This is a genomic window from Mucilaginibacter gotjawali (genome assembly GCF_002355435.1).
Classification (GTDB): domain Bacteria; phylum Bacteroidota; class Bacteroidia; order Sphingobacteriales; family Sphingobacteriaceae; genus Mucilaginibacter; species Mucilaginibacter gotjawali.
The window spans coordinates 103,884-128,768 of record NZ_AP017313.1 but is presented as its reverse complement, the minus strand read 5'-3'; the positions used below and the strand labels follow the sequence as shown (position 1 = coordinate 128,768).

Here is a 24,885-nt window from a genome sequence, read left to right as displayed (position 1 = left end):
CTTATGTTAACATTTAAAACACTTTCGACCTTGATCTTTTCGGGCCTCGCTACCGGGATGGCTTTTTCAACGGCCTACGCACAGGCGCCTGCTAAAGCTGATGACCCGCTGATGAAGATTTACCGCGCAACGCCGCCGAAGATCAACGACCTGGTGCATACCAAACTGGATGTGCGCTTTGATTACAAAAAATGCTTTATGTATGGGAAGGAATGGGTTACCCTGCGACCGCATTTTTATCCAACTGACACCCTTCGTTTAGATGCCAAAGGCATGGACCTGAACAACATTTCCGTGGTAAGGAACGGAAAGAATTATCCGTTAAAGTTTAAATATGACGATAGCCTTACCGTGGCTATTCAACTGGATAAGGTTTATCATAATAACGAAACCTACACCATTTATATCGATTATACTGCAAAGCCAAACCAATTAAAAACAAAGGGCAGCGCGGCTATTAACGATGCCAAAGGCTTGTATTTTATTAACCCTGATGGCGCGGTGAAAGATAAACCGGTACAGATTTGGACGCAAGGCGAAACTGAAAGTTCATCAGCATGGTTCCCGACCATCGATAAACCTGAGCAAAAAACAACCGATGAGATTATCATGACCGTTCCGGCTAAATACGTTACTCTGTCTAACGGCCGCCTCGCTGCTCAAAAGTTAAATGGCGATGGTACCCGTACCGATGACTGGAAAATGGAATTACCGCATTCACCTTATTTGTTTATGATGGCTGTGGGCGACTTTAAGATCTATCATGACCACTGGCGCAACAAAGAGGTAAACTATTACCTGGAGCCGAAATATGCCCCTTACGCCAAACAAATATTCGGGATGACGCCAGAGCTGATCGAGTTTTATTCGAAAACATTAGACTATCCCTTTGCATGGAACAAATATTCACAGATCGTTGTGCGCGACTATGTAAGCGGTGCTATGGAAAACACCAGCGCTACTTTGCATGGCGATTATGTACAGGAAACCCCGCGCGAATTGCTGGACGCTAATTATGACGCTGGCCGCAGCACCATTGCACATGAGCTTTTCCACCAATGGTTTGGCGATTTGGTAACTGCCGAAAGCTGGAGCAACCTTACTGTAAACGAATCTTTCGCTGATTTTAGCGAAATGCTTTGGGCCGAACATAAATATGGTAAAGATGAAGCCGATGCACACAGCTATACTGCGCTGCAGAATTATTTGGGCTCTCCGGATGCCAGTACAAAGGATCTTGTACGTTTTCATTATGATGATAAGGAAGATGTGTTTGATGTGGTAACCTATCAAAAGGGCGGCCGTATTTTAAATATGTTGCGCAATTATTTAGGTGATGCTGCATTTTTTAAAGGCTTAAACATCTACCTTAAAACAAACCAGTTTAAAAATGGCGAGGCACAGCAGCTACGCCTGGCCGAAGAAGAAGCCAGCGGGCTGGACCTGAACTGGTTTTTTAACCAATGGTATTACGGCGCGGGCCATCCTGTGTTAAATATCAGCTATAAATGGGATGAAGGCAGCAAAACCGAAACCGTTTACTTACAGCAAACCCAGGAGGGGCAAATATTCAAACTGCCTTTTGCCGTTGATATTTATGCCGGCGGCAAAAAGGAACGTCATAAAGTTTGGATGAATGATAAGGCCGATACCTTAACCTTTACTGTTGCATCGAAACCCAACCTGGTAAATGTTGACGGCGACAAAGTTTTGTTATGTGCCAAAACAGATAACAAATCGCTGGAAGAATTTGAGTTCCAGTATTTCAATGCGCCCTTATACCTCGACCGTTTTGAGGCCATAAATGCCGTATCCGGCAGGCAGTCAGATAAAGGCGCTCAAAAAGTACTGATCGCCGCTTTGAAGGATAAATATTACGGCTTACGTATAAAAGCTATCCGGGCGTTAAATATGAGCAATGATGATATCCATAATGCAGCACTGCCGGTTTTAACCACGCTGGCACAAACTGACGACAATACCCTGGTCAGGGCCGCCGCAATTAGCGCTTTAGGCAAACTTAAGGCTTCGGGCAATATGAATCTCTTTAAACAGGCATTAAGCAGCCAGTCATACGCGGTACAGGGTGCAGCGTTAACTGCCATCAACCTGCTTGACCCGAAACAGGCGCTTCCACTGGCTAAAGGTTTTGAACAGGATAATAAAGGGCCGCTTACACAAGCTATAATCACCGTATATTCTACATCTGGAGGCAGCGATGAGTGGCCGTATGTCCTTAAAGCATTTAATGAACAGGGGCCGCAGGGTAAATTTGGTATGGCAAGGAATTTTGCCGCCATGACCGGCCATGTAGACAACCCAACATATGCGCAGCAGGGCATTGCTGCATTTAAAGACCTTGGTATTAAATACAAAAAATTTGGCGTAGCGCCATTTGTTACCGGCTTGCTTGCAGATATAAAGGCGCAGCGCGTTAAACTAAAAGATGATGCTTCCGCTAAAGCGGCAGATGATGCTACGCAGGCTATCAATGATGCAAAATAAATTGTAAAACCAGCGCTATTTTTACGTTGCTTAAAAAAGGAAGCCGGCCAATTGGGCCGGCTTCCTTTTTTTAACATTTCCGGTTTCAAATTAACATCCATTTAACATATTTAATTTACCGGTTATGTTTATATTCGTAATAAATAAACCGTCATGAAAAAAACCTTGCTTATTATCTGTTTCATGGCTGCCGGGTACCACTTAAAAGCGCAGCAATTTTTCCAGGTTAAACCTGCTGATAGTTTAACAAATGAGCTTTTAAGCCAGTTGAAAGTAAAGCCAGATGCTGCTTTAAAATTACTTCAACCCAACACTGCCTTTTACCATCCGTTGATGCTTGCCCCTGTCGACGTTAAAAAATCAAACGTTGATCATATGCCCATAGCGGTATTAGCAGGCAATTCAAAAATGCCTGTGGTTAAATTAGGAGGATATTATACTATGCCGGTAAAAAAGATGGGGACGGAGGAGGTGATCACTGTAGAGCGTCCGGGGCTTTCGGGTTTGCCAACACTTAGTAAACCTTGAGCTTATTTATTCAAGCACAGCTTCAGGAGAAACTGAAGGTGTTTTCCCCTGCTGCCGTCTTTCAACCACTTCATTAAAATGCGCTTCGTAATGGGGGTGGTTGGTTTTCATCAGCCGGTCCCAAAAGTTAAAATACAGCCCATAATTGCATTTAACCAGCCTGTGGTGCATGTTATGGTGTGTTGAAGTATTGTGCCATTTAAATAGCCAGTGCTCCGCAAATCCCTTCGGGAAGAGCTCATATCCCAGGTGCCCGGTAACATTTAACAACAGGGAATAAAGCGAAAAAATGGTTATTGCCGAAGGATGGTGGGGGATGGTAAAAGCAATCAGCGGAATAATACCAACTTCTATAACCGCTTCCAATGGGTGAAAGGCATAGGCCGCAAATGGCGTAGGATTAACAGAGAGGTGATGGGTTTTATGCACCCATTTAAAAAGGGGCTTCCAGTGCATGGCCCGGTGGGTCCAGTAAAAATAAGTATCATGCAAAACGATCATCAGCACGATGCTTAAAAAATAATAGAAGTATCCATATTTGTTTATCGGTTCGTAAGCCTGCGTTAATCCATTTTTTCCCGCCCAAATCACCATCAAAACAATTAATCCAAAAATAAGGATGGTAATGGCCGAGTGTTTTATTTCATTAAAAATATGTTTTCGTTCGGGGTACCGTTGCTGGATCTTGGCCATCCAGTATTTTTTGTTCTTCCAAACATAAAAAAACAAATAAAATGATCCGGTAAAAAGCAAATACCGCGAAACCAGGTTAAATAAAACCTTTAACGATTCAAGCGAATTTGCAATTGAAGAAAACATAGCATATTAACGGCAAATTTTAAAAATCCTTATTCAGCAACTTTTCCAGCTCGGCAAAGCTGATATTCATTTTAACGCGGCCCTGTTTAGCATAGGATAACTCGCCTGTTTCTTCGGAAATAATGATCGCCGTAGCGTCATTGGCTTCAGTAACACCTATGCCGGCGCGGTGACGTAAACCAAATTGTGCCGGTAGATCGGTCTTTTCCGTCAACGGTAAAATGCAACTTGCCGATTTGATCTTGTTTTCGGCTATGACCACGGCACCGTCATGCAGGGGGCTTGTTTTTTGAAATATACTTTCCAGTAAGCGTTTGGAGATCTTCCCTTCAATAACCTCGCAGCTGTTTTGGTAAAACTGTTCATCATAATATTTGGCAAAAACAATTAAAGCGCCTGTACGGGTTGATTTCAAACTTTTACATGCATCAATGATGGGCTTTATGCGGGCATAATTATTTTTTTCCGCATCGGCTTTGCCAAAAAAATACTGCCACCACGCCCTGTTGCGCTGCAAAGAAGCATTTTTGCCTACCAATAGTAAAAAACGCCGTACCTCCTGCTGAAAAACTACAATCAGGGCGATGATGCCTACATCCACAAATTTGCCCAGGATACCGGTAAGCAACTGCATATGCAGCGCTTTTACCACATAGTACATGCCGAACAAAAGCGCAAGGCCAATAAAAATATTTGCCGCTATAGTGCCCCTGATAAGGTTGTACAACTGGTAGATAAGAAATGCTACCAGCAAAACGTCCAACAGGTCGAAAAATGTAAATTTAAATAAGTTGAAATCGAAAAAATGCATTTACTAAGGTAGCGATTTTAGTCCGAATCTTGATAGCTATCGGGACGGGGAAGTCCGAACGAAACCACTCGAAATGCCCCCGTTCTAACTAATCCCCGTTCTCTTATCACTAATTACTAACTCAGATGTAGTCCGCCGGGAACTCCCCATCTCCATTGACGTATAGGCAAAATCCGGGTCTTCCGATAAGCCCTCCAAAGTTGAATTAATAACCGCTATGCGGGTTTCTCAATCGGGTAAGCTATAAATACCGATCTGAATTAAGGGCCAGCAGGTTTATCGGAATTTGCTAATAAGCCAGGGTTGATGACCAGCTTGAGGAATAAATATGATAAAGGCCAAAATGAAAATTAATAAATAATGCAAAATGCATTATTTATTCCGTTCGGTGGTAAAGCGTACCAGTTGTTCCAACCCCTTGCGCGATTCACCTTCGGGGAAGGTGTTTAGTATTTCAAAAGCCTCATCCTGGTATTTTTTCATTTGCGTTTCGGCATATTGCAGGCCGCCGGTTTCGTTAACAAACCTGATGATCTGCGCTATTTTTTTAGGATCGTCGTTATGATTTTTTACCAGGTTGATCATTTGCTTTTTAACATCAGGCTTGCTGTTGTTAAGCGAATAAATGAGCGGGAGCGTCACCTTTTTTTCTTTTATGTCGATGCCCAGCGGTTTACCAACATCATCAGTTCCAAAATCAAACATATCATCCTTTATCTGGAAAGCAATGCCGATCTTTTCGCCAAACAGGCGCATTTTCTCAATAGTAGCATCATCGGCGCCTGCCGAAGCTGCGCCGCACTCGCAGCAGGATGCAATCAGCGAGGCTGTTTTTTGCCTGATCACTTCGTAATAAACAGGTTCCTCAATATCCATTTTGCGTACCTTCTCCACCTGCAGCAGCTCTCCTTCAATCATTTGCTGCATTGCTTCGGATACAATTTTCAGAAACCGGAAATCATCATGTTTAATGGAAAGCAGCAACCCTTTTGACAGCAGGTAATCACCTACTAAAACCGCTATTTTGTTTTTCCATAAAGCGTTGATGGAGAAAAATCCGCGGCGCTGATAAGAGTTATCAACCACGTCATCATGTATCAGCGTAGCTGTATGCAACAGCTCAACCAGGGCGGCACCCCGGTGAGTAGATTCATTAATACCGCCGCAAATGCTTGCCGAAAAAAATACAAACATGGGCCTGATCTGTTTGCCCTTGCGCTTAACGATGTAGTGGGTAATACGGTCGAGCAGCGGTACTGAGCTTTGCATAGAAGTTTTAAACTTCCCTTCAAAAACATCAATATCAGCGGCAATAGGTTTTTTAATCTCGTTGATGCTCAGCATTGAAACTATACACGCTTTTTATTTGCCGGCAGCCTTGCCGGCAACCTGCAGCAAACATAGGAAATTTAGTTGATTGGTTCATTAGTTTACTTGTTCATTAGTTCATTGGTAAGAGCGTTTTTATTAATGAATAGTTTTTTATACACTATGAACGATGATCCATGAACCAAAACGGCCTCCAATCAATTTCCTTCGTTAACATCTTTTAACATATCCGATTTAAACCAAATGCACCCAAAATGCTCTATTGTTTAAACAACTAAAATTAGAAAAGAAATGAAAATTACAATATTCGGAGGCTTACTGGTAGCTGCATTAGCTATCACCTCCATAGCAAATGCGCAAACACACATACCACACATTAATCGTGTGCAAAAGAAACAGGAACACCGTATTACGATGGATGTGCGCCACGGGAAAATATCCCGTATGCAAGCATATCACCTGCGAATGGAAGAACGAAGATTAAACAAAGAAAAGCGCATGGCAATGGCTGACGGACGGGTTACCCGCGGCGAACGCCGCCACCTGCGCCTCGAAGAAAGAAGGATAAACCACAACATCCGCCGCGCTGAGCACAGGGATAGGGTTAGTTAATATTTTGCGGGTTGAATTTTCACAAAGCGCCCTGGTTTACCAGGTGCGCTTTTTTTATTGTGTGTAAAAGCATAATTATTTTACCTTTGCGCGATTGATGTTGGGTTGTAAAAAGTTGTAAATGTTATAAAAGTTGTAATAGGTTTAAAAAACCCAACACTTAAAAACAATACGACGTGTTACAATCTTACAATTAACCCGGGAGAGGTGTCTGAGTGGTCGAAAGAGCACGCCTGGAAAGTGTGTATACTTCAAAAGGGTATCGAGGGTTCGAATCCCTCCCTCTCCGCTGTTAACGTTAACAAAAGTCGAAAAAGCCCTTTAATTGCATATTAAAGGGCTTTTTTATTTTTCCACTCTATCAAAACTCGCATAAAAACGCATAACTCTATTGCGTGATTCATTGCGTGATTTCAAATTCAAAAATCACGCAATGAAAACACCATAACAAATTGATATACAGGATGTTTACGACGTGTACATCTTGTGAAATTATTGGTTAAAACGTATTTTTATTTCACTTTTAAAATCAGAGTTATGTTAGACAAAAGCTTCGGACTGCTTTTTTTTCTTAAACAGTCCCAAAATCAAAATGATGACAGATATATTTATCTGAAAATCACTGTTAATGGCAAGTCGAAAGAGTTATCGACTAAGCGCAAATGCGAAGTCTCCAGGTGGGGTGCGCATTTAGGAAGGGCCATCGGCAATAAGGAATCTGTAAAAGCATTAAACGCCTACCTTGATGAAATGGAACAGCAGGTGTACCAGGCGAAAAAGAGACTGATCGAGTCTGATAAGGACATTTCCGCGCAGGCGATAAAGGATATACTCACCGGTAATTACGATCAGAAAAGAATGATCCTGGAAACCTTCAGGCATCATAATGATCAAATGAAGGAACTGGAGGGCATTGATTATGCCCGTGGAACTATCGGCAGGTATGAGATTTCATACGGACATACAAAAGCATTTATGAAATGGATGTATGGCACCGATGAAGATAAAGATATCCGGAAATTAGATCACGAATTCATCTCACAATATTCATTTTGGCTAAAGACGGTCAGAAAATGCAATCACAATTCGACGGTTAAGTATTTAGCAAATTTCAAGAAGATAGTGCTGATCTGTGTGAAAAACAGATGGCTGCCCGCTGATCCTTTTTCAAATTTTAAGATGACGAAGAAGAAGGTTGAGCGAACAGCATTGACCGAACTTGAATTGCGACGATTGGAAACAAAAAATATCCAGACCGGAAGGCTACAGGTAGTAAGAGATATTTTCTTGTTCAGTTGCTATACAGGACTTGCGTATATAGATGTTCAAAAATTAAGAAGGGAAGATATTAAGTACGGGGAGGACAAAAAGTTTTGGATCATCGTGCACCGGCAAAAAACAAACGCGCCTTCGAGAATACCATTACTTATTCAAGCGCAAAGCATTCTGCTAAAATATAAGGATGATCCAAAATGTTCGCATGCAGGAACGGCGTTACCGGTGCTCACCAATCAGAAAATGAACTCCTATTTAAAGGAAATTGCGGGATGTTGTGGGATAAAAACGGAACTGACTTTCCATATCGCGAGGCACACTTTTGCGACTACGGTTACGCTAAACAATGGCGTACCGATTGAGTCTGTATCAAAAATGCTGGGGCATGCTGATATAAAGCAGACCCAACACTACGCGAAAATGCAGGATTACAAGGTGAGCAGGGATATGCTCATATTAGAGGAGAATTTGTTGGGAAAAGGAAAGCTCGAGGAAGAGGAAGAAAACGCGGTGCTTAGCATTTATTAAGCACCGCCGAAGCCCTGTTATACCAACACCTTGATTATGCTTCCTTTATAGGAGTCAAAGGTTGGCTGATAGGTGATATACTTTAGTTCCTGGAGTTGGTTGATGCATTTGTGATAGGTGGTTATACTGCCGAAATGGGCCCCGGTCATGAGTTGTTTTCGTGTGATTTTTATTTGGTCTTTAAACCCATCCTGTTGCCAAAGGGTTAAGATAAACGAGAACAAACTTACTTGCCAAACATTTAACCGCGGATCTTCAGCTACTTTGACATAAAGGTTATAAAGGACTTTGGACTGTGAAACCATAGGTCAATGAATTTTGCCGCCGAGCATATTTTGGACATCGGCAAGTTTATAAAAGTGAATTCCCCCAACTTTTTGGGATTTAAGTTTTCCGGATATTCTGAGGTTTTGTACTGTACCGGTTGAAATTTTGAGCATTTTACGTACGTCTGCGCATCTCAGCCATTCCTTGTTATCCTGTTGTTTTTCGGATAACAATAGCCTGATATCAAGCAATAAGGTTTTCCTGAATGCTTCAAGGTCATCCTTGGTTATTATTTCTATAGCCATGAAAATTGTATTAATGATGGTTGGAGTTAGCATAAGGCAGGGTTAATAACAGCACCAGTTAGGGGATATCTGGTATAAGCTGTTATTTTCTGGAGGTAGCGAATATTTCTACCGGCCTATTTTATTTTGTTTCTGGTTCATTGTCCCTTGCTGAATACGAATATTATTTTCGATCATAGCCGATAGCCCGGTATCCGTCAATGGAGAAACTTTAGCCGTTAAATTTTCTCTTATGGGATACGCTCTGAGCAGATCTGCCAAATCCGACCCATATTCACGCGCGACTGCAACAGGATCAAGATGGAGTTCATTTGGTATTTCCAGAACCACGACATTTTCCGGCAATTCCATTAGATCATCCGGCGGCATATAAAGTTCATGTGTTTTCGTATTAAAGAAGCACAGGTAATTATCACCATAATCGTCCAGCTCAAAATCATCAAAGCTGATGTTTTTCCAGGGCAGTTCAGTTTCCCTCATCTGCCTTAATCGCCAGTCAACCGTAAAATCGGTTCCGGCAAGATCAATGTGTGGCAGCTTTCCTGATTGACGGATCTTTAATAACTCTTCGGCCTTTTGTTGCTGAACCGGATCTTCCGTGCGAACCCTTATTTTCTCCTGCTTGTCATGCACATATTCATTAATTAAGACTTTGAGGAACATATTAGCAATGTATGCCTCCCAGCTTTCATGAGATTGTGTTGAAAGCCGGTTATTTTGAATAAGGAAATTATCCGTTTGGGTAATATCGTGTTCGTTCAAGGTCTTGAAACTTTCCCTTGCAGCGTCAAAATTTTTGTGTTCAGCGAATTTTAAAACAAGTTCTGCGGGAAGCATCGAGCCATAAAGTTCAGTAAGTTCACTTTCCGTTATCGTCCCGGTTGATTTAAACGCGGGCTGTTTTGAAGGGTTCATAAAAATTGGATACTGGGGCTTAGGGCAGCCGTGTATGGGAGGTACAGGTAAAAATAAAAGTCCCCAAACACTCGCTGCCGGGGACTTTAAACCTAAACCTTATCACAATTGCGCGGCAGGAATGCCGGCTTTTAAGATGTTGCAAATTATTAATAATTCTTTAATAATGCCTGTTGTAGGCAGTATTACGACTATAGTCATTAAATCTTCGTCTGTATTCCCGTTCTTCGTTTAATCTTTTATAGAGCACGTTACATCTCCAGGCACAGGCACCGCAGGCTACAAATGCAACTGTTAAACAGGTCAACGTCTCCTTGCGCGCCTCTGCCTTTTGCGTTTCCGTCATTTTATCCCTGCTATGTTTTCTTCCTACGGCGCCAAAAAAGGCGAACATGGAAATTAAACAGGTCAATAATATGTTTCGTACTATCGCTTTCATGATCATCTTTATTAACTAAAATTACTAAAATAATTAGTAATTAACAAGTGTTTTTTCAATTTAATTCGTAGATATTATTGTCCTTTCGTGCCTCCTGCACCCTGTCGCGGATGGTATCTGTTATGTCCGATTCGGGGATTCCCTGTAACAGGACCACAGGATTCTCAGGGTCAGTACTCTTTAAGGTCAGGTACATCAGCCTGAAAAGCTGCAATATAAAAGATTGCGTAATGATGTAATCCTTTACCCTGTACATTTCCACCTGATCGATTCTTTTAAAAAAAATACCACGGGTAATCCGGATATACTCTGCAGTAATCAAATACTGAAAACTACGGATGTACAAAAGCCGGTACCATGCGGCACCACATATGGCCAGGCTGAATAAAATAAAGTAAGGTGACAGCCACCAGGCCAATAAAAGAAAAATGATGGCCAGCAATATCATTGGCAAGGCTTTCAAAAAAGCAAAAAGCATCGCCGGTCTTAATAAAACATCATCGTTCTGCATCATATTTCAATTGATCTAAAAAAGTTAATGATTGAACCGGTTTACCGGTACGGAAACGGGGGCGTATGCCGAAGGCTTCCTGGAAAGCGTGCAGGCTGATTTGGCCGGTATTAAAAATGACTTCCTGCCTGCCGCGGCAAATGACCACTTGATCTCCGGCATGAAATATCCGGATAGCGATATTTTTTATACCGGCCGTTAATTTGATAGCGGTGAGCTGGCCGAGCAGGTCTTTGCCAAATACCAATGTGAACCTGCGCCCCGCAAAATGCTGCCTGATCCAGTCGGCCTGTCCGGTGTGCAGCCGGTTACCGGTGGCAATAAAAGCAAGTTGCTCCAACCGGGGATAGCGCTGGCGATAGACCGTGATAAAGGCAATTGCCTCCATCGCCGAATGCGTAACAACCACGTGTGAAGCGGCTTCATTGCCAGCCACCCAAAGATTTGGTGTTGCCGGAACTATATGCCCATCCTCACCATAATACTCAAAAGTACCGCCATAATTAAAAGACAGTTCAGCCCCCACATTAAAAAGGCCTGGATCTCCGGGGGAACGCCCAGGCCTGTTAAGAGCGCATTCATCAGCGCGAGCCGCCGCTACGGGTATAGGAACGGTTTTCCTGGTTCGGAACAAATGACCGCTGATTTTCAATGTCTTTGAGCGCATTGTAGTATCCCGGGCTCAATTTTTCGGCTGTTTTCGGGTCTTGCTTTTTATTAAATAAAGCATTCAATCCTTTATAAACCATATAGGAAAGACCGCCATCGATCAGTATTGAAGCGACTAACGCAATCTTATTGGAACGAATGCCATGATGGTCAACACCGGAATAACTAAACCTGGTACCGTCAGCAATTTCAACTTCCTTACCCTTGCGATAAGCTTCCTTCTGGGCCGGTGTCAGGAACTCGTTATTGACCATGTCCGGTGCCAGTATCTTTTCGGTATCTGAAACGATATATTCTTTCGTTTCGGCATCGTATTCGATCAGCATTTCTTTTTTGTTGCCATGATTATCCAGCGTTGTTTTCAATAAAGTGGCCACTTCACCTTTTTGCAATTGCTGCGCCTCGTTATCATCCAGAAAATCCGGTGTCAGCGCTTTACGGTAGATCGGGTGAATGAGCAAATCCATTTTACCGGCTTCATTCGGTTTTAGCGAAATCTTCGCGTTGATGGACTTGATCCTGATGTTTTCAGCTTCAAGGTCATGCAGTTCCAGCAAACCGGTTCGACGGCCCGAAAGCAATGCTTTCAGGTCATCGACATTTAACAGGAGCTGACCGCCTGCGGCCAGCCCGATGGTCTCCAGATCCTTGATCGGGAGATCATCTTCATTATAGTTAACCAGGTTCATTTACCGCCCTATTTTTTGGTTTGGCCCCTGTTCATGGGATTGGCCCTGTTCTTCCGCAAGTTGCAATTCTGGTTCCCGTGGATTGGCTTTGGCCTCTAACAGGGATTTATAGAGGCCGTATTCCGGTTTCAAAACCTTACGGGTGCCCTCCGCATCTTCTACCTTGATACTTTTGGTTTTATAGGTTTCCAGCACTTTATAAGTGGTATCCATATAGGCGATCTCATCACCTTTTTTGAAACCGATAGCTTCGGGAGCCTGTTTCTGCTCGCGCTTCTGCGTAACTCCCAATAAAAGGTTGGCAATTTTCTGGGCATCCCTTGAAGCTTTGGCAATCTCAAAGGGCTCATCTTTTAAGATTTTGGCGAAGTTGTTCATGTAGGCTGCCTGATGCCCAAAGTTGTGCCCGGTCTTTAATTCGCCACCGATCAGGATGGCCGCAATAGCAGCACGCATTTCTTCACGCGCATAGTCCAATGATCCGAACTTACCCTCCATTGGACGGTTCAGGCGGCTTTCATGCCCTGTCCAATGTGCCAGCTGATGAATCGCCGCCTGGTAATATTTGGTTTCGTTCTCAAACTGTTCCATTTCAGGCATAAATATGGCATCGCGCTGTTTATCATAGTAGGCTTCCTGGCCGCCATGGATGATCACGGCTTTGCTGTCTTCGATCAGTTTTTCCGCGCGCTCAACAGGCGATAGCGGTTGGCCTTCGTCCTGTTTGGCCAGGAACTCTTCCAGGGGTACGATATCGTTCATCTGCTCTGCGTTAAACAGGAAAGCCTTTCCTTGTTGCGGCTTTTCAAATTCAACTGTTTTAGTTTGGGTCACACCCGCTTCATCTTTGATGCGCTCGCCTTCAGCTGTGCGGATGGCCTGGATATCGCTTGTTTTCGGAAACTCGATCAGCGTGCCTCTTTCGCCTTCCTTCACCCAGTTCCCGGCAAAGCGGGCTGCATCTGCCGACAGCCAGCGTGGATCATCATGGCGCTGCATGCCAAGGATCAGTGCATTCATCGCGCTGTAACCTTTTCCCGTGGTGGGATTAACTGGTTTGACGAAGGCAGGCAGGCCATTGTCCTTAAGTGGTTTTTGAAACAGGGAATTACCCTCTTTAATTTCGCCGATCAGCTTTTCTGAAAGCTGTATCGGAAGTGCTTTGAAATTTTTGCTCATTTTGTTGTTTGATTAGCAGTTCATATAAAAATTGAATTGGATTGAGGTATTTATGCCTGTAGCAGATGCTGAAGTGCAGGTGCTCGCCAGTTGACCTGCCTGTTGAACCTGAAATTGCAATAGGTTCCCCCGCTTTCACACTGTCGTTAATTGTTATTAAAATCCTGCTTAGATGACCGTAGATGGATTCAACAGGACCATGTTGCAGCCAAATGTTTAGTCCGAGGCCATCATCATATCCGGTAGATTTCACTACGCCATCAAGGATGGCATATACGGTATCGTGGCTGGCCTTTAAGTCCACACCTGCGTGCATGGCATATCTGCCGGTAAGCGGGTGGATGCGATAACCGTAATCAGAATTTATTTTCAGGTGTTTGAGGGGGAGGCAGACCAGGCAGAAGCTGATCAGCGTCTTCACCGGCTGTAAGTTTTTGCCATTTCCTGTTTTGGCATAGGATTGATGGATTCCAGCACGCGTTCTTGTACGCCCGGATGGTCATTGGCTATGGCCAATGCAGAATACAAGGCCTGTGAAGTTCCCCTGTCCTGCAGGAGCATGATCTTATACATGGCCTTAAAATCATCCAGCGGCATGTTGGAGCCGTTGTGAGTAAGGTCGTCCATAACCTGCTGTTTATCTTTGAGCATCATTACCCGTCCGGCAGGATAATAGGCTTCGCCAACCTCCGGAAAACGTACATAATTTTCGGTTTCCGACCTGGCATAGGTCAGGATACCAATCAGACCCTTTTTTGTACCGGGGTCATTTTCAAAATCCGGCTGCACCAATACAAGTGTTCCGTGTAAATTTTCATTGTTCATCATATTTAATATTTAAGATTTTACCTGCCTATTTTTCGCCTTGGGGCAGGCTCGATGACCTCATTCAACCGAATGGTGGCCAGCCGGTGGAGATCGGGGTCGTCCTGTAAAGCGGCAAATGCGCTCTTCAGGTCGCTGTCCGATCCGGATGCCTGAAGCAAGGCAAGGGATTGCAGATTTTTAATTACATGCGCCCAAAAAAAGGCCCGGTTAGTTTCCGCCAATTCATTAAGTTCGTCAGCGTTTTTAAGGACAAATAAGGTCCCGGAACTAAAACAATCCACTTCCTCATCCTCGAATCTTACCCAGATTTTGTCGTTTGGAAAGTCTGTAAATTCGATAATGCCGACTTTACCCATGTGTTCAGAAGTCCAAAGGACCGGGCTAACCATGACCATTAAGCCGATGGCATCTTCCTGTTTGATGATCATTGTTTTGAATATTTGTTTATCTGCCCCTTTTATAACTTTGTTTAAGTCCGAGGCGCTCTTCAAGTGATACTAATGCTGCCGGCTGTACTCCCAAATTCTTCCGGGCGATCTCCATCGCCGTCCGTTGCTCCCGGGGAGTCCCGTAGTCCAGTAAAAGAGCTATATTTTTGAGGTTCTTAAAATCGTCAACGGAAAGCTTCAACGCATTTTCGTGCATGTACTCATAAATACTTTCCGGCTGCTTCAGCATCAGGAGTGCATCTGCACTGTATAATCCTACCTGGCCATCGTCAAACCCGACAAAAAACTCGTCCCTATTTAGGATGGCGGCTGTAATGACGCCAATCTCTCCCTGCCTGTAAACAGGGTCATCAGTTAGCCGGGGGTTAACCAGGACATAATCCGGGAGTTGTATCTCACTATTATTATCATTCATTTCTTCATCGAGGCTTTAATTGGTACAGGCGCAGCAGGCGGTTTAAATGCAAGCACCATTTCCTGTATTTCCTGGCTGATGTGGTTAAAGTTTTGGCGGAGTTTTTCATCCAGCTTACCGCCAAAATCATAAAAGGCGGGTAAAGACTTATAGGACTTTTCTTCCCGTTTTATCTCCTCCATGTTGAGGTTTATGCGGCAGTTTACCGCCGAGGTTTCGAACTGCCCTGTAAACTTTTCCTGCGCATCGGCCGCTATGACACCAACCATCTCGCCCGAATTGAGCGATGCGATCTTTCCTGCCGGGATAAGCGCCTCCAGCTTTTCATTTAAGGAGGTGGAGGTTTTATTGCGGTCAATAGATAAGCCTTCGCCAAGCTGTTTGGATTTACCAAAAAGGCGCTCCAGCCACTCCAGCGTTTCTTTATTTCTGACGGAGCCGGATAGCACGGTACCCACTACAGCGGTAATGGTTGCTGCGGTATCTTTGCCATATTGCTGATTAAATTGCGGGAGTTCCTGCAATCCCATCAATACGGCGACCTTGTTCGACCTGGCGGTTGCTATTAAATTTTCCACCCGGTGAACGAACAAGGTAGGTACCTCATCCACGATCAGCGCAGAAGGCAGGTTGCCTTTGGTATTGATCAGCTTTGTAAGCCGGTTGATAATGATGGAATAGCAGGCTGAGTTGATGTTTTGGGTATTGGGGTCATTCGCCAGTACCAGCATTCCCGGATTTTCCTTAGCCGATATTTTCAGGTCGAAGTCATTGCCGGAAAAGACCCAAAACGTTTCTTTCGTCGCCAAGCGGCTGATAAAAATCTTCAGTGTACCGATCTGCCCCTCTAACTGGTCGAAGGCTTTTGCGTTATAAGCCGTCATAAAGGGTGACAATAGTGACCGCAGTTCAGGTTCAGATGTCAATGCGTTGAATATTTCCTCGTAAGATCGGTTCAGCAAGGCTAAAACATGCGGGAAGCTGGAATAGATGCCGCCCTTATACTTGCTCATGAAGTACACACAAGAGGCTAAGAAATTGATGGCAGACTGCGTAAAAAATTGATCGCTGCCGCCTGAGCGGTCACCTTTTTTCAACGCCTCCACCAATGCCTCGGCGGTTTCCGCCGCATCGGCCAGCGATTTGATATAATCCGCCCGCCAGGGGTTGATGCGGCGGCTTTTTTCAATGTCATTGAGATTAATGACATGAAAGGCATAGCCTTTCAGCTTCCCGTTTTGTTTGGCCAGCAGGTAATGGTGATAGGCAATATGCCCGAGATCAGGGAATTTGAAATCGTACAGGCAAATCGCAAACTCTTTGGCAATCAATTGCCGGATGAATGGATTTACAATCGAAAAGCTCTTACCGCTGCCGGGTGTGCCGATCACCATTGTGCCCCGGAATACATTGCAGATATTGATCCAGCCGTTCCAAACTTTTCCTTTATAATAAAAAAGCATTGGGATGTTCACCGAATATGGTGTGTCCACCCGTTTCACGGGCTGCATAAAGCTTTCCGCTTCCGTATTCCATTTGTCCTTCCCGAGACCGGATTTGATGAACTTGGAGATGTTATCCATCGATAAACTCACCATTAGCGCCCCGGTAAAGGAACAGATCATGTACAGCAGGTCAAACCAGGTGGTATAAGCAAACGCTAAGGGGGAGGCACGACCCTGAAAAACAAGGCTGCCGAAGAATAAAAACAGACCGAGCGCAAGCGGATAGACGATATGCTTTTTAGGGTCGAGGTCTGTTTTCTTTTTTGCCAGCGTACCAATGCTGACCAGGCAGACGAGCCCAAATGTGGCCAGTTTACTATAGATCAGTTTCGAGTAAATAATCAGGTGACCGATCTTATCAAGCGGGGTAAAAAAAACGCCCCAGAAAGGGGCATCGTGATAGATAAATATGGCTGCTTCTAACCCTATGGATATATAGATAGCACACTGCAAAAAACCATGGAGTTTTTGCTGCTCCCTTGTTTCCTCCATAATAAGGATGTTACAAAATGAAAAAAACCACCGGCTTTTGCGGGTGGCTCACATGCCGTTGGTTTACAGCATAATTTTAAACGGCAGCTTCAGCGTTTTACTGATACAGGTTCAACTTCTATTACCTCAGCATCATCCTCGTTAAATAATTGCTCGCCCTGCGCCTGTTTTTCTTTTTCGGCTATCTTACGGCTGATCTCCATTTCCAGTTTTTCCATTTCTCTTTTCAATGAAGCCAGTTCATATTCCTGCTCAAACGGCCTTTGCGTGAGCTCCCGGACTTCCGGTATTTGTTTATTAATGCCGTCCAGTTCCTTTTCATAGCGTTCGGCCATACCAATTACCCTGTTGATCGCATCTAAAAAATATCGTGCTGCCAGCTTGGGATTGTCGATGTTGGGTGCCCCTCCATTCTGCATATATTTGATTCCGGTAGTACGGCTTTCAGCATACAGCGAGGTAACATGGGTTATCCTGCTGGAAAACCCTTCTTCTACGGTTTGCAGTTTTCGCCTGATAAAGAGGTCAAAGCCATATAGTTCACCTAAGTAAAACTCAGGTTTACTAAAATCCTGAGGGCTCCAGTTTTTGTACAGGTCAATTAATTTCTGACCGATAGCTACCGCGTCCGCCTGAAGCGTATCTGCCATTTTCAGCGGATTTAATTTCGCGCCATCTTCATCATATTTCAGCACCTTTTTATAATGGAGTTCGTCTTTGCGGACCAACTCCAGTGTTGATTGGGTTTCGTGGCTTTTCTTTTCCAGGTCTTCCAAAAGGTATCTGCTGCGGGCAACTTCTTTGAAATGAGCGCCTTTATAGCCTTCCAATTCAGCCACCTTCTTTTCAAGCCGGGTTTTTTCCAGTAAAGAGGTGTCACCGGATAAAATCGCGATGTACTCAGAAAAGCTCATGCCGCTTTGTTCGTCAATAGCCCCTTCATCAAGGGTACGCACGGACAGTTCATTGTTTTTCATCTGGCTGATGAAAATTTGCTTGTTCTTGAGCAAGTTGAACTTATAATTATCCAGGGATTGTTCGACGGCATAGATAAAGTTCCTTACCTTATTGCCATAAAACATTTTGGCGAGCCAGTTGCCCTGTCTTGCACCACGGCCATCACGCTGTTCCAGCTCCGAAGGTTTCCAGGGAATGTCCAAATGGTGCATGGCAACGATCCGCTCCTGAACATTTAAACCAGTTCCGGCTTTTTCGGTGCTGCCAATCAGAATCCTTATATCCCCGGCATTCATTTTTTTAAACAGCTCTTTCCGCTGTTTATCCGTCGCCCAGTTGTGAATAAAGGTGATCTGGTTTGCCGGAATATTGAAATCAGTTACCAGCTTATCCCGCAGGGCATCGTAGACATTAAATTCATCAGTTTTAGGTGTTCCAATGTCACTGAAAATGATCTGTGTACCTTTATGCGGGGTGCTTTCATGATAGATTTCCGCAACATTCCTTGCACATACATTGACCTTATTACCGGGGTGGTCGCCATATTTTTCAGGGTTAACCAGGCGCATATCCACCGCCATTTTTTTAGCATAATTGGTGGCAATCAGCATCCGGCCCTTATCTTCATCTTTGGTCAGCGCCCGCCTGCCAATCAGGGTGGCATCACCTGTTTTGGCGAACTGCATCAGGCGCTTTATAAAGTCCTGCTGGTCCGGTGTGGGTTTAATATTGACCAGCGTTTCATCAATTTCCGGCTTATCCAAATTGATATGTTTAGCTGTTTTATAATCGGTGATCTGGTTATAAAACAGCGCCAGTTCAGGCACTTTAATAAAATGGCGAAAACGCTCCTTAGCCCTGATCTCGTTGGTAACCGTAAATTCAAAATCAACCGTCTTGCGGGCATAAACCGCTGCCCAGGCATCAAAATTGGATATCCGCTGTCTTTCAAGTTCTCTGGGCCGGAGGTATTTGAAGATCAAATACATTTCGGTCAGGCTGTTGGAGATCGGCGTACCGGAAAGGAAGGTAGCGCACAGGTCAGTATCGTAACGGTCCTGCAAGGTGCGTATTGCAAAAAGCATGTTGAGTGCTTTTTGGCTGCCCGCCATGTTACCCAATCCTGCTACTCTCGTATGCCTGGTGGTGAAAGTCAGGTTTTTGAACTTATGGGATTCGTCAATGAACAAATGATCGATGTTCAGCTCCCCGAAATTGATGCCGCTGTCCTTTCGCTGAGCAATTGCTTCCATCACACCTTTCAGCTTGGCTTCCAGATTTTCCTTCCTGATTTCCAATCCTTTCAGCATCTCGCGGGTGATCTCTTCACCAGAGTCCTGAATGGCGAGCAAATCAAGTTCATTGTTCTCCAGTTCAATTTCAAGTATCTGCCTTTGTATTTCCGGTGCCTGCGGTATTTTCCCAAACTGGTCATGGGTGAGGATGATACAGTCCCAATTATTGTTTTTTATCTCGTGAAAGATCCTTTTGCGCTTGGCCGGTTCAAAATCATTTTCTCCGGGTGCTAAAAGTTTTGCTTTAGGATAAGCCAGTCTGAATGTGTCGGTGATCTGCTGCACATTGGCTTTAAGCGCCAGTATCAAAGGCTTATGTACAATTCCGAGCCGCTTCATTTCCATGGCGGCAATAATCATTGTCAGCGTTTTGCCTAAGCCGACCTCGTGATCAATCAGACCGCCATTATTTTGAATGACACGCCATGCAGCATTGCGCTGTGACGGATAAAGATCAGCGATCCTTAAGGCCTTGAAATCCAGTCCGGGAAAGGTCAGGTGGCTGCCGTCAAACTCCCGGAGCCTGTAACAGTTATAGGTATCGTTATATAGTTTCTCTAAAAACTGCTTATCCTCGTTAGGCAGCTCCAATAACCATAGCAGATAACGCGCACGGATATTGTCGATTTTCCGGTGCGCATTTTGTATCGCTTCGGTATCCGGCACCCGCACCACTTTGCCGTATTGTTCTACCGGGTAGGTAAAATGCGGATTGGTATTGAGCAGCGCATACTCCAATAAGGTACGGCCCGTGATCTTGTTACTTTCTTTAGGCGTGACCGCAAATTCTTCGTTGGTTATGGTATTGCCTTTTTTAGCGTAGCTTACCTTATAGTCATCGAGGGAAACCAGGTAATTTATTTGGGTATCCAGTTTGAAAAGGTCTGTTGCAAAACGCTGGTAATATTCGATTGGCACCCAACGTTCACCCAAATTAAAATCAAGCCGTTCAAAGGGAATCCTTTCAGGCTGAACACGGCGGATGGCGGCAAGGCTTCTTGCAAACTGTAGATTTTGGGGCTCATCTACAGCCAGCTTTTCAGCAATTTTCAACTTTTCCACCACATCGCCGGACAGATAATTATCGGTTGTTTCCCAGGCAAGTGTTTTAGGGTTTAATATTATCTGTTTATCCAGTTGGAGAATGATCTCATCGGCTGTTAATCCGGTGACCTGTCCAATGATCGAAAGGTCAACCCGACCTGTATCATTCAGGCAACGTGCCAGCGCTTCAGAAGGGTCATCCGTTTTCAGCATTTCCTTTTGCTGAAAAAGCGGCCCATAAAAAATATCTGAGCGGATAAACGTATCCTGGTCCTTAATTTCCAGTGAGGAAAGAACTTTAAAACCTAAAGCAGCATCGTTAAATATCCGGTTCCTGTTTACGTTTTTGTTCAGTTTACCATGTTTGGCGACAAAGGCATCATAATAAAAGTTAAGCGATGTACGCAGTTCGGGGAACTGGATCGAGTGCTCATTTTCATACCCGGAAAGTTCCAGGTAAATATCCCGCAGCGTCAGGTAATCCTCATAAAATGGTAATTCCGGCTGGGGGTCGAGCGGTTCAAATTTTGCCTCAAAGTTGTGCGGTTCCCCGATCAGGCCGAGCTTTCCGTTAAAGACGACCAGCGTATCTTTTATGTAGAAAGGTTTCAGGTCAGTAAAGGCCTTGGGCCTGTCCGGCAATAATTTAAAAGCAGGTTCAAGGCTTGTATCCCCTTCATAACGGTAATCATGGCCAAATTGTTTCAGCTTAACCGAAAGGGCGTCCAGTTCCTGGCCGAGGCTGATGCCGGACATCCACTTACCGGGAAATGAAATTTCGGAAAGGTTACTATATAGCTTATAGCTGAACCTGTTATTCGATTTGGCACGGGCGGTCACCAAAACAATGCTGTCATGCAATTGCTTTGTAGTTGTACGGATGACACTGATCAGACGCGCCGTTCCTGCATCGACGAATTGTTTATCAAGATCATCGAGGTAGGCCATCGCCTTGTTGTCACCATCTACCTTTACCGGCGCATCAAATAAGCCTAACTGCCCAAAACTTAACCCACCCTTTTCCGCAGTTTTTTCGGTTTCGGGCACGGGTAAAAAAGTAAACTGTTTAAGCTTCCCCTCTTTTTTGTCAAAGGAAATCGCTTCCCATTTGGCATAATTGAAATTGGCAAACCCGGCAACCAACTGGTCTTTAAGCATAGGAACAATGTCCTGCATATCACCATTTTGCCAGGCCACTCTTGAAGCTTTTCCCCTTGCATTAGTGCCTTCGATGATCTCGTCGGCATAGACCAATTCGTTTTTATCTGCCAACCATGCATTCAGGTTGTATTTACCAAAGGAGTTTTCAACTTCCACGGTATCTATCAGCTGGCTTTCTGCCTCGGTAAGTGTTTCCTTTGTATCGTTCTTCTGAACCAGGATCAGGTGCATGCCTACTTCAACGTTAGCATTTTCCTTCATAAGGTTAGCTGGTAAAACAGCAACCGTTAACAGGTCGGCAGAGGTAAATAAATATTTGCGGGCTAACTGATTTGACGGGTTATTCAGGAAAGCATCGGTAACGATATAGGCTAATATGCCGCCATCTTTTATCTTATCCAACCCCTTTGCAAAGAAGTAGGTATGAACTTTCGCCGATATCCCGCTTTTGTTGTAGGCGGGGTCATGTACAGCTATCTTGCCAAAGGGGATATTACTGATGACGAGATCTGATTGCCCCTTTTCGGTTGCCTCCGTTTCTTCCAGTCTTTTGATCTGCACATCAACGGGCGTATCATAAACAGAACAAATGGCAGTTAATATTTTGCCTGTTAGTATATCTTTTTCAACGGCGTTTATTTGCTCCAGACGCGCAAATGCCTGCACAGCCTCATCAATAAATATGCCTGCCCCGGCGCTTGGCTCATACAAGCGTTTCGGCAAAATATTACATAGCAGCATGGCAGCATAGATTACCCTTGGAATATAATCAGGAGTATAATAGGCGGTTTGAGAGCTGCTTTTTAAGGCTTCTATGGCCGCTTTGTATTCCTTTGCCGTTAATTTTTCCCGGAGCAGGTCATGCAGTTCCATGACCTGGGGATAAAGTTTCAGGTCAGCCTTTGAGGCACTAAACTTTTCCCATTCAGCTAAATTGCCCGGAGGGAATAATACCGCTTTGAGGCCGCCAAACCCGGCATATTTTTTTAGTATTTGTAAATCTGTATCAGAAAGCTGCTGGCCGGAAAAGTCCAGCGCAATTCGGATGGCCGCAATATTGTCTGCCATCTTCCTTACCGGATTAAATGCCATATTAAACCTCCTGTAAATAAGCTGCTATGGTGCCGATCACTTCATATTTTAAAAAGCGGTCGTCCTCGTCAAGGCCTGTGACCAAAGGCGCACAGAGTTCGAGGATATTCGTAAGCTCGTAGTGGAGTATCCCATGATTGGAGAAGCGCAGATAGGTTCTGAGAAATTCCTCTTCCAGCACAAGCTTTACATAATCGTAGGCTACGGAATCAGTCATAAAAAATGGTAAAAGAATTAATTGGGCAGTGTATCTGCATCGAGTATGTCCTGGTAGGAAATACTGAGGGTTACAATGCGACCGGAAAGTTGCTTTTCACTGAGTTCAGCATGGAGTACCTTGTTTCCGGGGAAAGTCATCTTTTTAAACACAAAGATGTTCCGGTAATTTTTGGAGAAAGCGGGTGGGCTGAACAGCACGAATTCCGGTTTGATTTCTACCGATTGGTTATTAGCGGCCTTGGTTACTTTTTTATCATCCACCTTAAACCGGAAATCAGCAATGTCATATTTCAGGTTCGTTTTATTGTGATAGGAAATATCCAGGAAAATATAATCGCCAACCGTGTAAACATGGTTTAACCGCCCTTTAATGCCAAAGGCTTTGACCTTTTCCATGTGTTTACCGGTGCTTTTGGCAATCAGGCTGAGCGCTAAACTTTTCAACTGGTTTTGCGAAAGCCCGATGCCGGAAATATCCAGCGGGCGCATATCTTCCGGAACAATATCGATTTCCGTAGGAACACCGGGATAACCCGGCAATAGCCGGTATTGTGCAATAAATTTTTCACCTGCTACGGTAACGACGGAACCCGTAAAGGATTTGAGGGAGTCACGCAATTTCAGGCGCAATACATTTTTGAGCGGCAGGTCACCTAGCAGTTCCTTTGTGGAAATATCCACGTACTGAATAGGTTCCGGCGAGATAAAGTGAATAGTCAGGTTTTCCGGCAGGTAAACTACGGGTAATTTATCCTGCGCGTAAATAAAAGGTGCGCTTAGCACCATTAAGAAAAATAATAACTTTTTCATATTAGTAGGATTTTTTTGTGTGTTTATTTCTTTTTATCGGCACTTAAGGGGGCCTCGCCGTTTTGCGCATTTTGTAACGCATCAGTGTCAATTAAATAGAGGTAGGAGTTGTATTTGAGCTTTGCCTTGTTTTTGCGGATGAGGTCAGCAATGGCGGATGAGGTAGACTGAAAAACTTTGTCCAATGAACTCATGATAAACTGGCTGTTACCGGAACTGCCATCTATCGTTACACCCTGGACTGAATTACTACCCAAATCCTTGGTAAAATCGCGAAAGGCGGAGGACGGTACATAGAGGCCGGGCAACCCGTCCATATCGTATATTTCCAGTTTAACCGGAAGTATTTTACCCTCATATAGAATAGAAGTTACGGTCAGCGTAACGCGTTGCTCTGAAAATCCACTGATCCGCGCAAACAGGTAAGTCCCTTTTTTAATCAGGTTATTGCCTGCTTTGATATCCTCCAATAGTTTCAGCCGTAGTCTTGAACCGGCATAACCCGTAATATTTTCGTCTATAACGGCACTGATAAAGGCGGGCTCCTTTTCAGGGAGTACCGTATTAAAATCACCTGACACGGCATCAATCTTTTCTACGGTCAGTTTTAACTGGCTTTCCTTTAGTTTTGCTGCTTTATCGGCAGCCTGCTTTTTCTTTAGCTCTTCTTTATAGGCCGGATCATTCTGCCTGGTGATACTGTCCATGATGGTCATTTGCTGCTTAAAAACCTCCATAGGATCTTTTTCCTTTGAACTGTTTTCTGCTGTACGAGGTTGGTTAGCCTGACGGCGGCTCATTTCTTCAATAGCTTTGGACACTTGCTGGTCATAGGTTAAACCAGACCTTTGTTCCTGCCTGGTATCCGCGTTGTTGCCGGTACCAAATTTCAGTTTCATCGCCCGTTGAATGGAATCCAGCTTTTTCTTCTGTTGGCCGGAATAGTCATTATTAAAGGCAGGGTTACTTGAATTTTCCCGCGGGATCACATTTACAGTAGTTAAACCGTCGGCTTCCTTGTAAGTGTTCCTGTACGCATCGAGTTTATCGGCTAACTGTTTCTTGCGCACTTCGGCCGAAACGCCGCCAACTGAACCATTTAGTCCAACGTTTTCTCTGACCGTCTGCTTCGGTTTTGAAAAACCACTGTGCCAGGCATAAAAGAACAGGCACAAAAAGGGCAAAAGGATGACAGGCAGCACATATTTCGGCTGCTTAAAATTAATTTTCATAGCAT

The 24,885-nt window shown here is 44.2% G+C and carries 23 protein-coding genes and 1 tRNA gene; 5 read left to right on the top strand and 19 right to left on the bottom strand.

The window, feature by feature from the left end; translation table 11 throughout:
- The first annotated feature begins 3 nt into the window (after positions 1–3).
- Together MgSA37_RS00685 and MgSA37_RS00680 are read left to right on the top strand one after the other, a co-directional pair.
- Positions 4–2,505: a M1 family metallopeptidase gene (locus tag MgSA37_RS00685; protein ID WP_096349360.1), complete on the top strand. Its 2,502-nt coding sequence runs from the start codon at positions 4–6 to the stop codon at positions 2,503–2,505.
- A gap of 153 nt (positions 2,506–2,658) precedes the next feature.
- Positions 2,659–3,033 carry a hypothetical protein gene (locus tag MgSA37_RS00680; protein WP_096349359.1) on the top strand — a complete coding sequence of 125 codons (375 nt, stop codon included), beginning with the start codon at positions 2,659–2,661 and terminating at the stop codon, positions 3,031–3,033.
- A gap of 6 nt (positions 3,034–3,039) precedes the next feature.
- On the opposite strand, the gene MgSA37_RS00675 is transcribed toward MgSA37_RS00680, so the two are convergent.
- The 3 genes from MgSA37_RS00675 to MgSA37_RS00665 all read right to left on the bottom strand — a co-directional run bounded on the left by MgSA37_RS00675 (position 3,040) and on the right by MgSA37_RS00665 (position 6,007).
- Positions 3,040–3,852: a sterol desaturase family protein gene (locus MgSA37_RS00675; RefSeq protein ID WP_096349358.1), complete on the bottom strand. Its 813-nt coding sequence runs from the start codon at positions 3,850–3,852 to the stop codon at positions 3,040–3,042.
- A gap of 19 nt (positions 3,853–3,871) precedes the next feature.
- Positions 3,872–4,663 (bottom strand): diadenylate cyclase CdaA, encoded by a 792-nt coding sequence (gene cdaA, locus MgSA37_RS00670; RefSeq protein ID WP_096349357.1) that lies wholly within the window; start codon positions 4,661–4,663, stop codon positions 3,872–3,874.
- Positions 4,664–5,035: 372 nt separating this feature from the next.
- Positions 5,036–6,007: a polyprenyl synthetase family protein gene (locus MgSA37_RS00665; protein WP_096349356.1), complete on the bottom strand. Its 972-nt coding sequence runs from the start codon at positions 6,005–6,007 to the stop codon at positions 5,036–5,038.
- A gap of 276 nt (positions 6,008–6,283) precedes the next feature.
- Between MgSA37_RS00665 and MgSA37_RS00660 the strand changes: the two genes are divergently transcribed.
- The 3 genes from MgSA37_RS00660 to MgSA37_RS00650 all read left to right on the top strand — a co-directional run bounded on the left by MgSA37_RS00660 (position 6,284) and on the right by MgSA37_RS00650 (position 8,407).
- Positions 6,284–6,604, top strand: coding sequence for a hypothetical protein (locus tag MgSA37_RS00660; RefSeq protein ID WP_096349355.1), 321 nt, complete (start codon positions 6,284–6,286; stop codon positions 6,602–6,604).
- 201 nt (positions 6,605–6,805) lie between these two features.
- Positions 6,806–6,893, top strand: a tRNA-Ser gene (locus MgSA37_RS00655).
- A 248-nt stretch (positions 6,894–7,141) separates the two neighbouring features.
- A complete protein-coding gene (locus tag MgSA37_RS00650; protein WP_096349354.1) occupies positions 7,142–8,407 on the top strand; it encodes a site-specific integrase in 1,266 nt (421 codons plus the stop codon).
- 308 nt (positions 8,408–8,715) lie between these two features.
- Here MgSA37_RS00650 and MgSA37_RS00640 read toward each other — a convergent pair whose 3' ends face one another.
- The 16 genes from MgSA37_RS00640 to traM all read right to left on the bottom strand — a co-directional run bounded on the left by MgSA37_RS00640 (position 8,716) and on the right by traM (position 24,880).
- A complete protein-coding gene (locus tag MgSA37_RS00640; RefSeq protein ID WP_096349352.1) occupies positions 8,716–8,979 on the bottom strand; it encodes a helix-turn-helix domain-containing protein in 264 nt (87 codons plus the stop codon).
- 108 nt (positions 8,980–9,087) lie between these two features.
- On the bottom strand, positions 9,088–9,894 hold the full coding sequence (locus tag MgSA37_RS00635; protein ID WP_096349351.1) for a hypothetical protein: 807 nt from the start codon (positions 9,892–9,894) through the stop codon (positions 9,088–9,090).
- 160 nt (positions 9,895–10,054) lie between these two features.
- On the bottom strand, positions 10,055–10,333 hold the full coding sequence (locus tag MgSA37_RS28010) for a hypothetical protein (protein WP_157750365.1): 279 nt from the start codon (positions 10,331–10,333) through the stop codon (positions 10,055–10,057).
- Positions 10,334–10,388: 55 nt separating this feature from the next.
- Positions 10,389–10,847 carry a PH domain-containing protein gene (locus tag MgSA37_RS00625; protein ID WP_096349349.1) on the bottom strand — a complete coding sequence of 153 codons (459 nt, stop codon included), beginning with the start codon at positions 10,845–10,847 and terminating at the stop codon, positions 10,389–10,391.
- Entirely contained in the window at positions 10,831–11,370 is a 540-nt protein-coding gene (locus MgSA37_RS00620) for a hypothetical protein (protein WP_096349348.1), read from the bottom strand. The genes MgSA37_RS00625 and MgSA37_RS00620 overlap by 17 nt, the downstream gene beginning before the upstream one ends.
- A 55-nt stretch (positions 11,371–11,425) precedes the next feature.
- Positions 11,426–12,202: a DUF4099 domain-containing protein gene (locus MgSA37_RS00615; RefSeq protein WP_096349347.1), complete on the bottom strand. Its 777-nt coding sequence runs from the start codon at positions 12,200–12,202 to the stop codon at positions 11,426–11,428.
- A complete protein-coding gene (locus tag MgSA37_RS00610) occupies positions 12,203–13,381 on the bottom strand; it encodes an ArdC family protein (protein ID WP_096349346.1) in 1,179 nt (392 codons plus the stop codon).
- Positions 13,320–13,802 (bottom strand): M23 family metallopeptidase, encoded by a 483-nt coding sequence (locus MgSA37_RS00605; protein WP_096349345.1) that lies wholly within the window; start codon positions 13,800–13,802, stop codon positions 13,320–13,322. The genes MgSA37_RS00610 and MgSA37_RS00605 overlap by 62 nt, the downstream gene beginning before the upstream one ends.
- Positions 13,799–14,209, bottom strand: coding sequence for a hypothetical protein (locus MgSA37_RS00600; protein ID WP_157750364.1), 411 nt, complete (start codon positions 14,207–14,209; stop codon positions 13,799–13,801). Before MgSA37_RS00600 ends, MgSA37_RS00605 begins: the two co-directional genes overlap by 4 nt.
- A gap of 17 nt (positions 14,210–14,226) precedes the next feature.
- Positions 14,227–14,637, bottom strand: a complete 411-nt coding sequence (locus MgSA37_RS00595) for a hypothetical protein (RefSeq protein WP_096349343.1) — start codon at positions 14,635–14,637, stop codon at positions 14,227–14,229.
- Between the two features lie 16 nt (positions 14,638–14,653).
- Positions 14,654–15,073: a hypothetical protein gene (locus MgSA37_RS00590; protein WP_096349342.1), complete on the bottom strand. Its 420-nt coding sequence runs from the start codon at positions 15,071–15,073 to the stop codon at positions 14,654–14,656.
- Complete coding sequence (locus MgSA37_RS00585; protein WP_096349341.1) at positions 15,070–17,070, bottom strand: type IV secretion system DNA-binding domain-containing protein; 2,001 nt, start codon at positions 17,068–17,070, stop codon at positions 15,070–15,072. The genes MgSA37_RS00590 and MgSA37_RS00585 overlap by 4 nt, the downstream gene beginning before the upstream one ends.
- Before the next feature lie 89 nt (positions 17,071–17,159).
- Complete coding sequence (locus tag MgSA37_RS00580; protein WP_096349340.1) at positions 17,160–22,619, bottom strand: helicase-related protein; 5,460 nt, start codon at positions 22,617–22,619, stop codon at positions 17,160–17,162.
- A gap of 1 nt (position 22,620) precedes the next feature.
- Positions 22,621–22,836, bottom strand: coding sequence for a hypothetical protein (locus MgSA37_RS00575; RefSeq protein ID WP_096349339.1), 216 nt, complete (start codon positions 22,834–22,836; stop codon positions 22,621–22,623).
- A 17-nt stretch (positions 22,837–22,853) separates the two neighbouring features.
- On the bottom strand, positions 22,854–23,648 hold the full coding sequence (locus tag MgSA37_RS00570) for a DUF4138 domain-containing protein (RefSeq protein WP_096349338.1): 795 nt from the start codon (positions 23,646–23,648) through the stop codon (positions 22,854–22,856).
- Between the two features lie 23 nt (positions 23,649–23,671).
- Positions 23,672–24,880: a conjugative transposon protein TraM gene (traM, locus tag MgSA37_RS00565; protein ID WP_096349337.1), complete on the bottom strand. Its 1,209-nt coding sequence runs from the start codon at positions 24,878–24,880 to the stop codon at positions 23,672–23,674.
- Between the last annotated feature and the right edge of the window lie 5 nt (positions 24,881–24,885).

Coding starts and splice junctions, on each gene's coding strand:
- MgSA37_RS00675 (WP_096349358.1), bottom strand. CDS start 3,852: ATGTTTTCTTCAATTGCAAATTCGCTTGAATCGTTAAAGGTTTTATTT.
- MgSA37_RS00650 (WP_096349354.1), top strand. CDS start 7,142: ATGTTAGACAAAAGCTTCGGACTGCTTTTTTTTCTTAAACAGTCCCAA.
- traM (WP_096349337.1), bottom strand. CDS start 24,880: ATGAAAATTAATTTTAAGCAGCCGAAATATGTGCTGCCTGTCATCCTT.
- MgSA37_RS00665 (WP_096349356.1), bottom strand. CDS start 6,007: ATGCTGAGCATCAACGAGATTAAAAAACCTATTGCCGCTGATATTGAT.
- cdaA (WP_096349357.1), bottom strand. CDS start 4,663: ATGCATTTTTTCGATTTCAACTTATTTAAATTTACATTTTTCGACCTG.
- MgSA37_RS28010 (WP_157750365.1), bottom strand. CDS start 10,333: ATGAAAGCGATAGTACGAAACATATTATTGACCTGTTTAATTTCCATG.
- MgSA37_RS00660 (WP_096349355.1), top strand. CDS start 6,284: ATGAAAATTACAATATTCGGAGGCTTACTGGTAGCTGCATTAGCTATC.
- MgSA37_RS00570 (WP_096349338.1), bottom strand. CDS start 23,648: ATGAAAAAGTTATTATTTTTCTTAATGGTGCTAAGCGCACCTTTTATT.
- MgSA37_RS00595 (WP_096349343.1), bottom strand. CDS start 14,637: ATGATCATCAAACAGGAAGATGCCATCGGCTTAATGGTCATGGTTAGC.
- MgSA37_RS00585 (WP_096349341.1), bottom strand. CDS start 17,070: ATGGAGGAAACAAGGGAGCAGCAAAAACTCCATGGTTTTTTGCAGTGT.
- MgSA37_RS00610 (WP_096349346.1), bottom strand. CDS start 13,381: ATGAGCAAAAATTTCAAAGCACTTCCGATACAGCTTTCAGAAAAGCTG.
- MgSA37_RS00625 (WP_096349349.1), bottom strand. CDS start 10,847: ATGATGCAGAACGATGATGTTTTATTAAGACCGGCGATGCTTTTTGCT.
- MgSA37_RS00635 (WP_096349351.1), bottom strand. CDS start 9,894: ATGAACCCTTCAAAACAGCCCGCGTTTAAATCAACCGGGACGATAACG.
- MgSA37_RS00600 (WP_157750364.1), bottom strand. CDS start 14,209: ATGATGAACAATGAAAATTTACACGGAACACTTGTATTGGTGCAGCCG.
- MgSA37_RS00615 (WP_096349347.1), bottom strand. CDS start 12,202: ATGAACCTGGTTAACTATAATGAAGATGATCTCCCGATCAAGGATCTG.
- MgSA37_RS00680 (WP_096349359.1), top strand. CDS start 2,659: ATGAAAAAAACCTTGCTTATTATCTGTTTCATGGCTGCCGGGTACCAC.
- MgSA37_RS00590 (WP_096349342.1), bottom strand. CDS start 15,073: ATGAATGATAATAATAGTGAGATACAACTCCCGGATTATGTCCTGGTT.
- MgSA37_RS00580 (WP_096349340.1), bottom strand. CDS start 22,619: ATGGCATTTAATCCGGTAAGGAAGATGGCAGACAATATTGCGGCCATC.
- MgSA37_RS00640 (WP_096349352.1), bottom strand. CDS start 8,979: ATGGCTATAGAAATAATAACCAAGGATGACCTTGAAGCATTCAGGAAA.
- MgSA37_RS00685 (WP_096349360.1), top strand. CDS start 4: ATGTTAACATTTAAAACACTTTCGACCTTGATCTTTTCGGGCCTCGCT.
- MgSA37_RS00575 (WP_096349339.1), bottom strand. CDS start 22,836: ATGACTGATTCCGTAGCCTACGATTATGTAAAGCTTGTGCTGGAAGAG.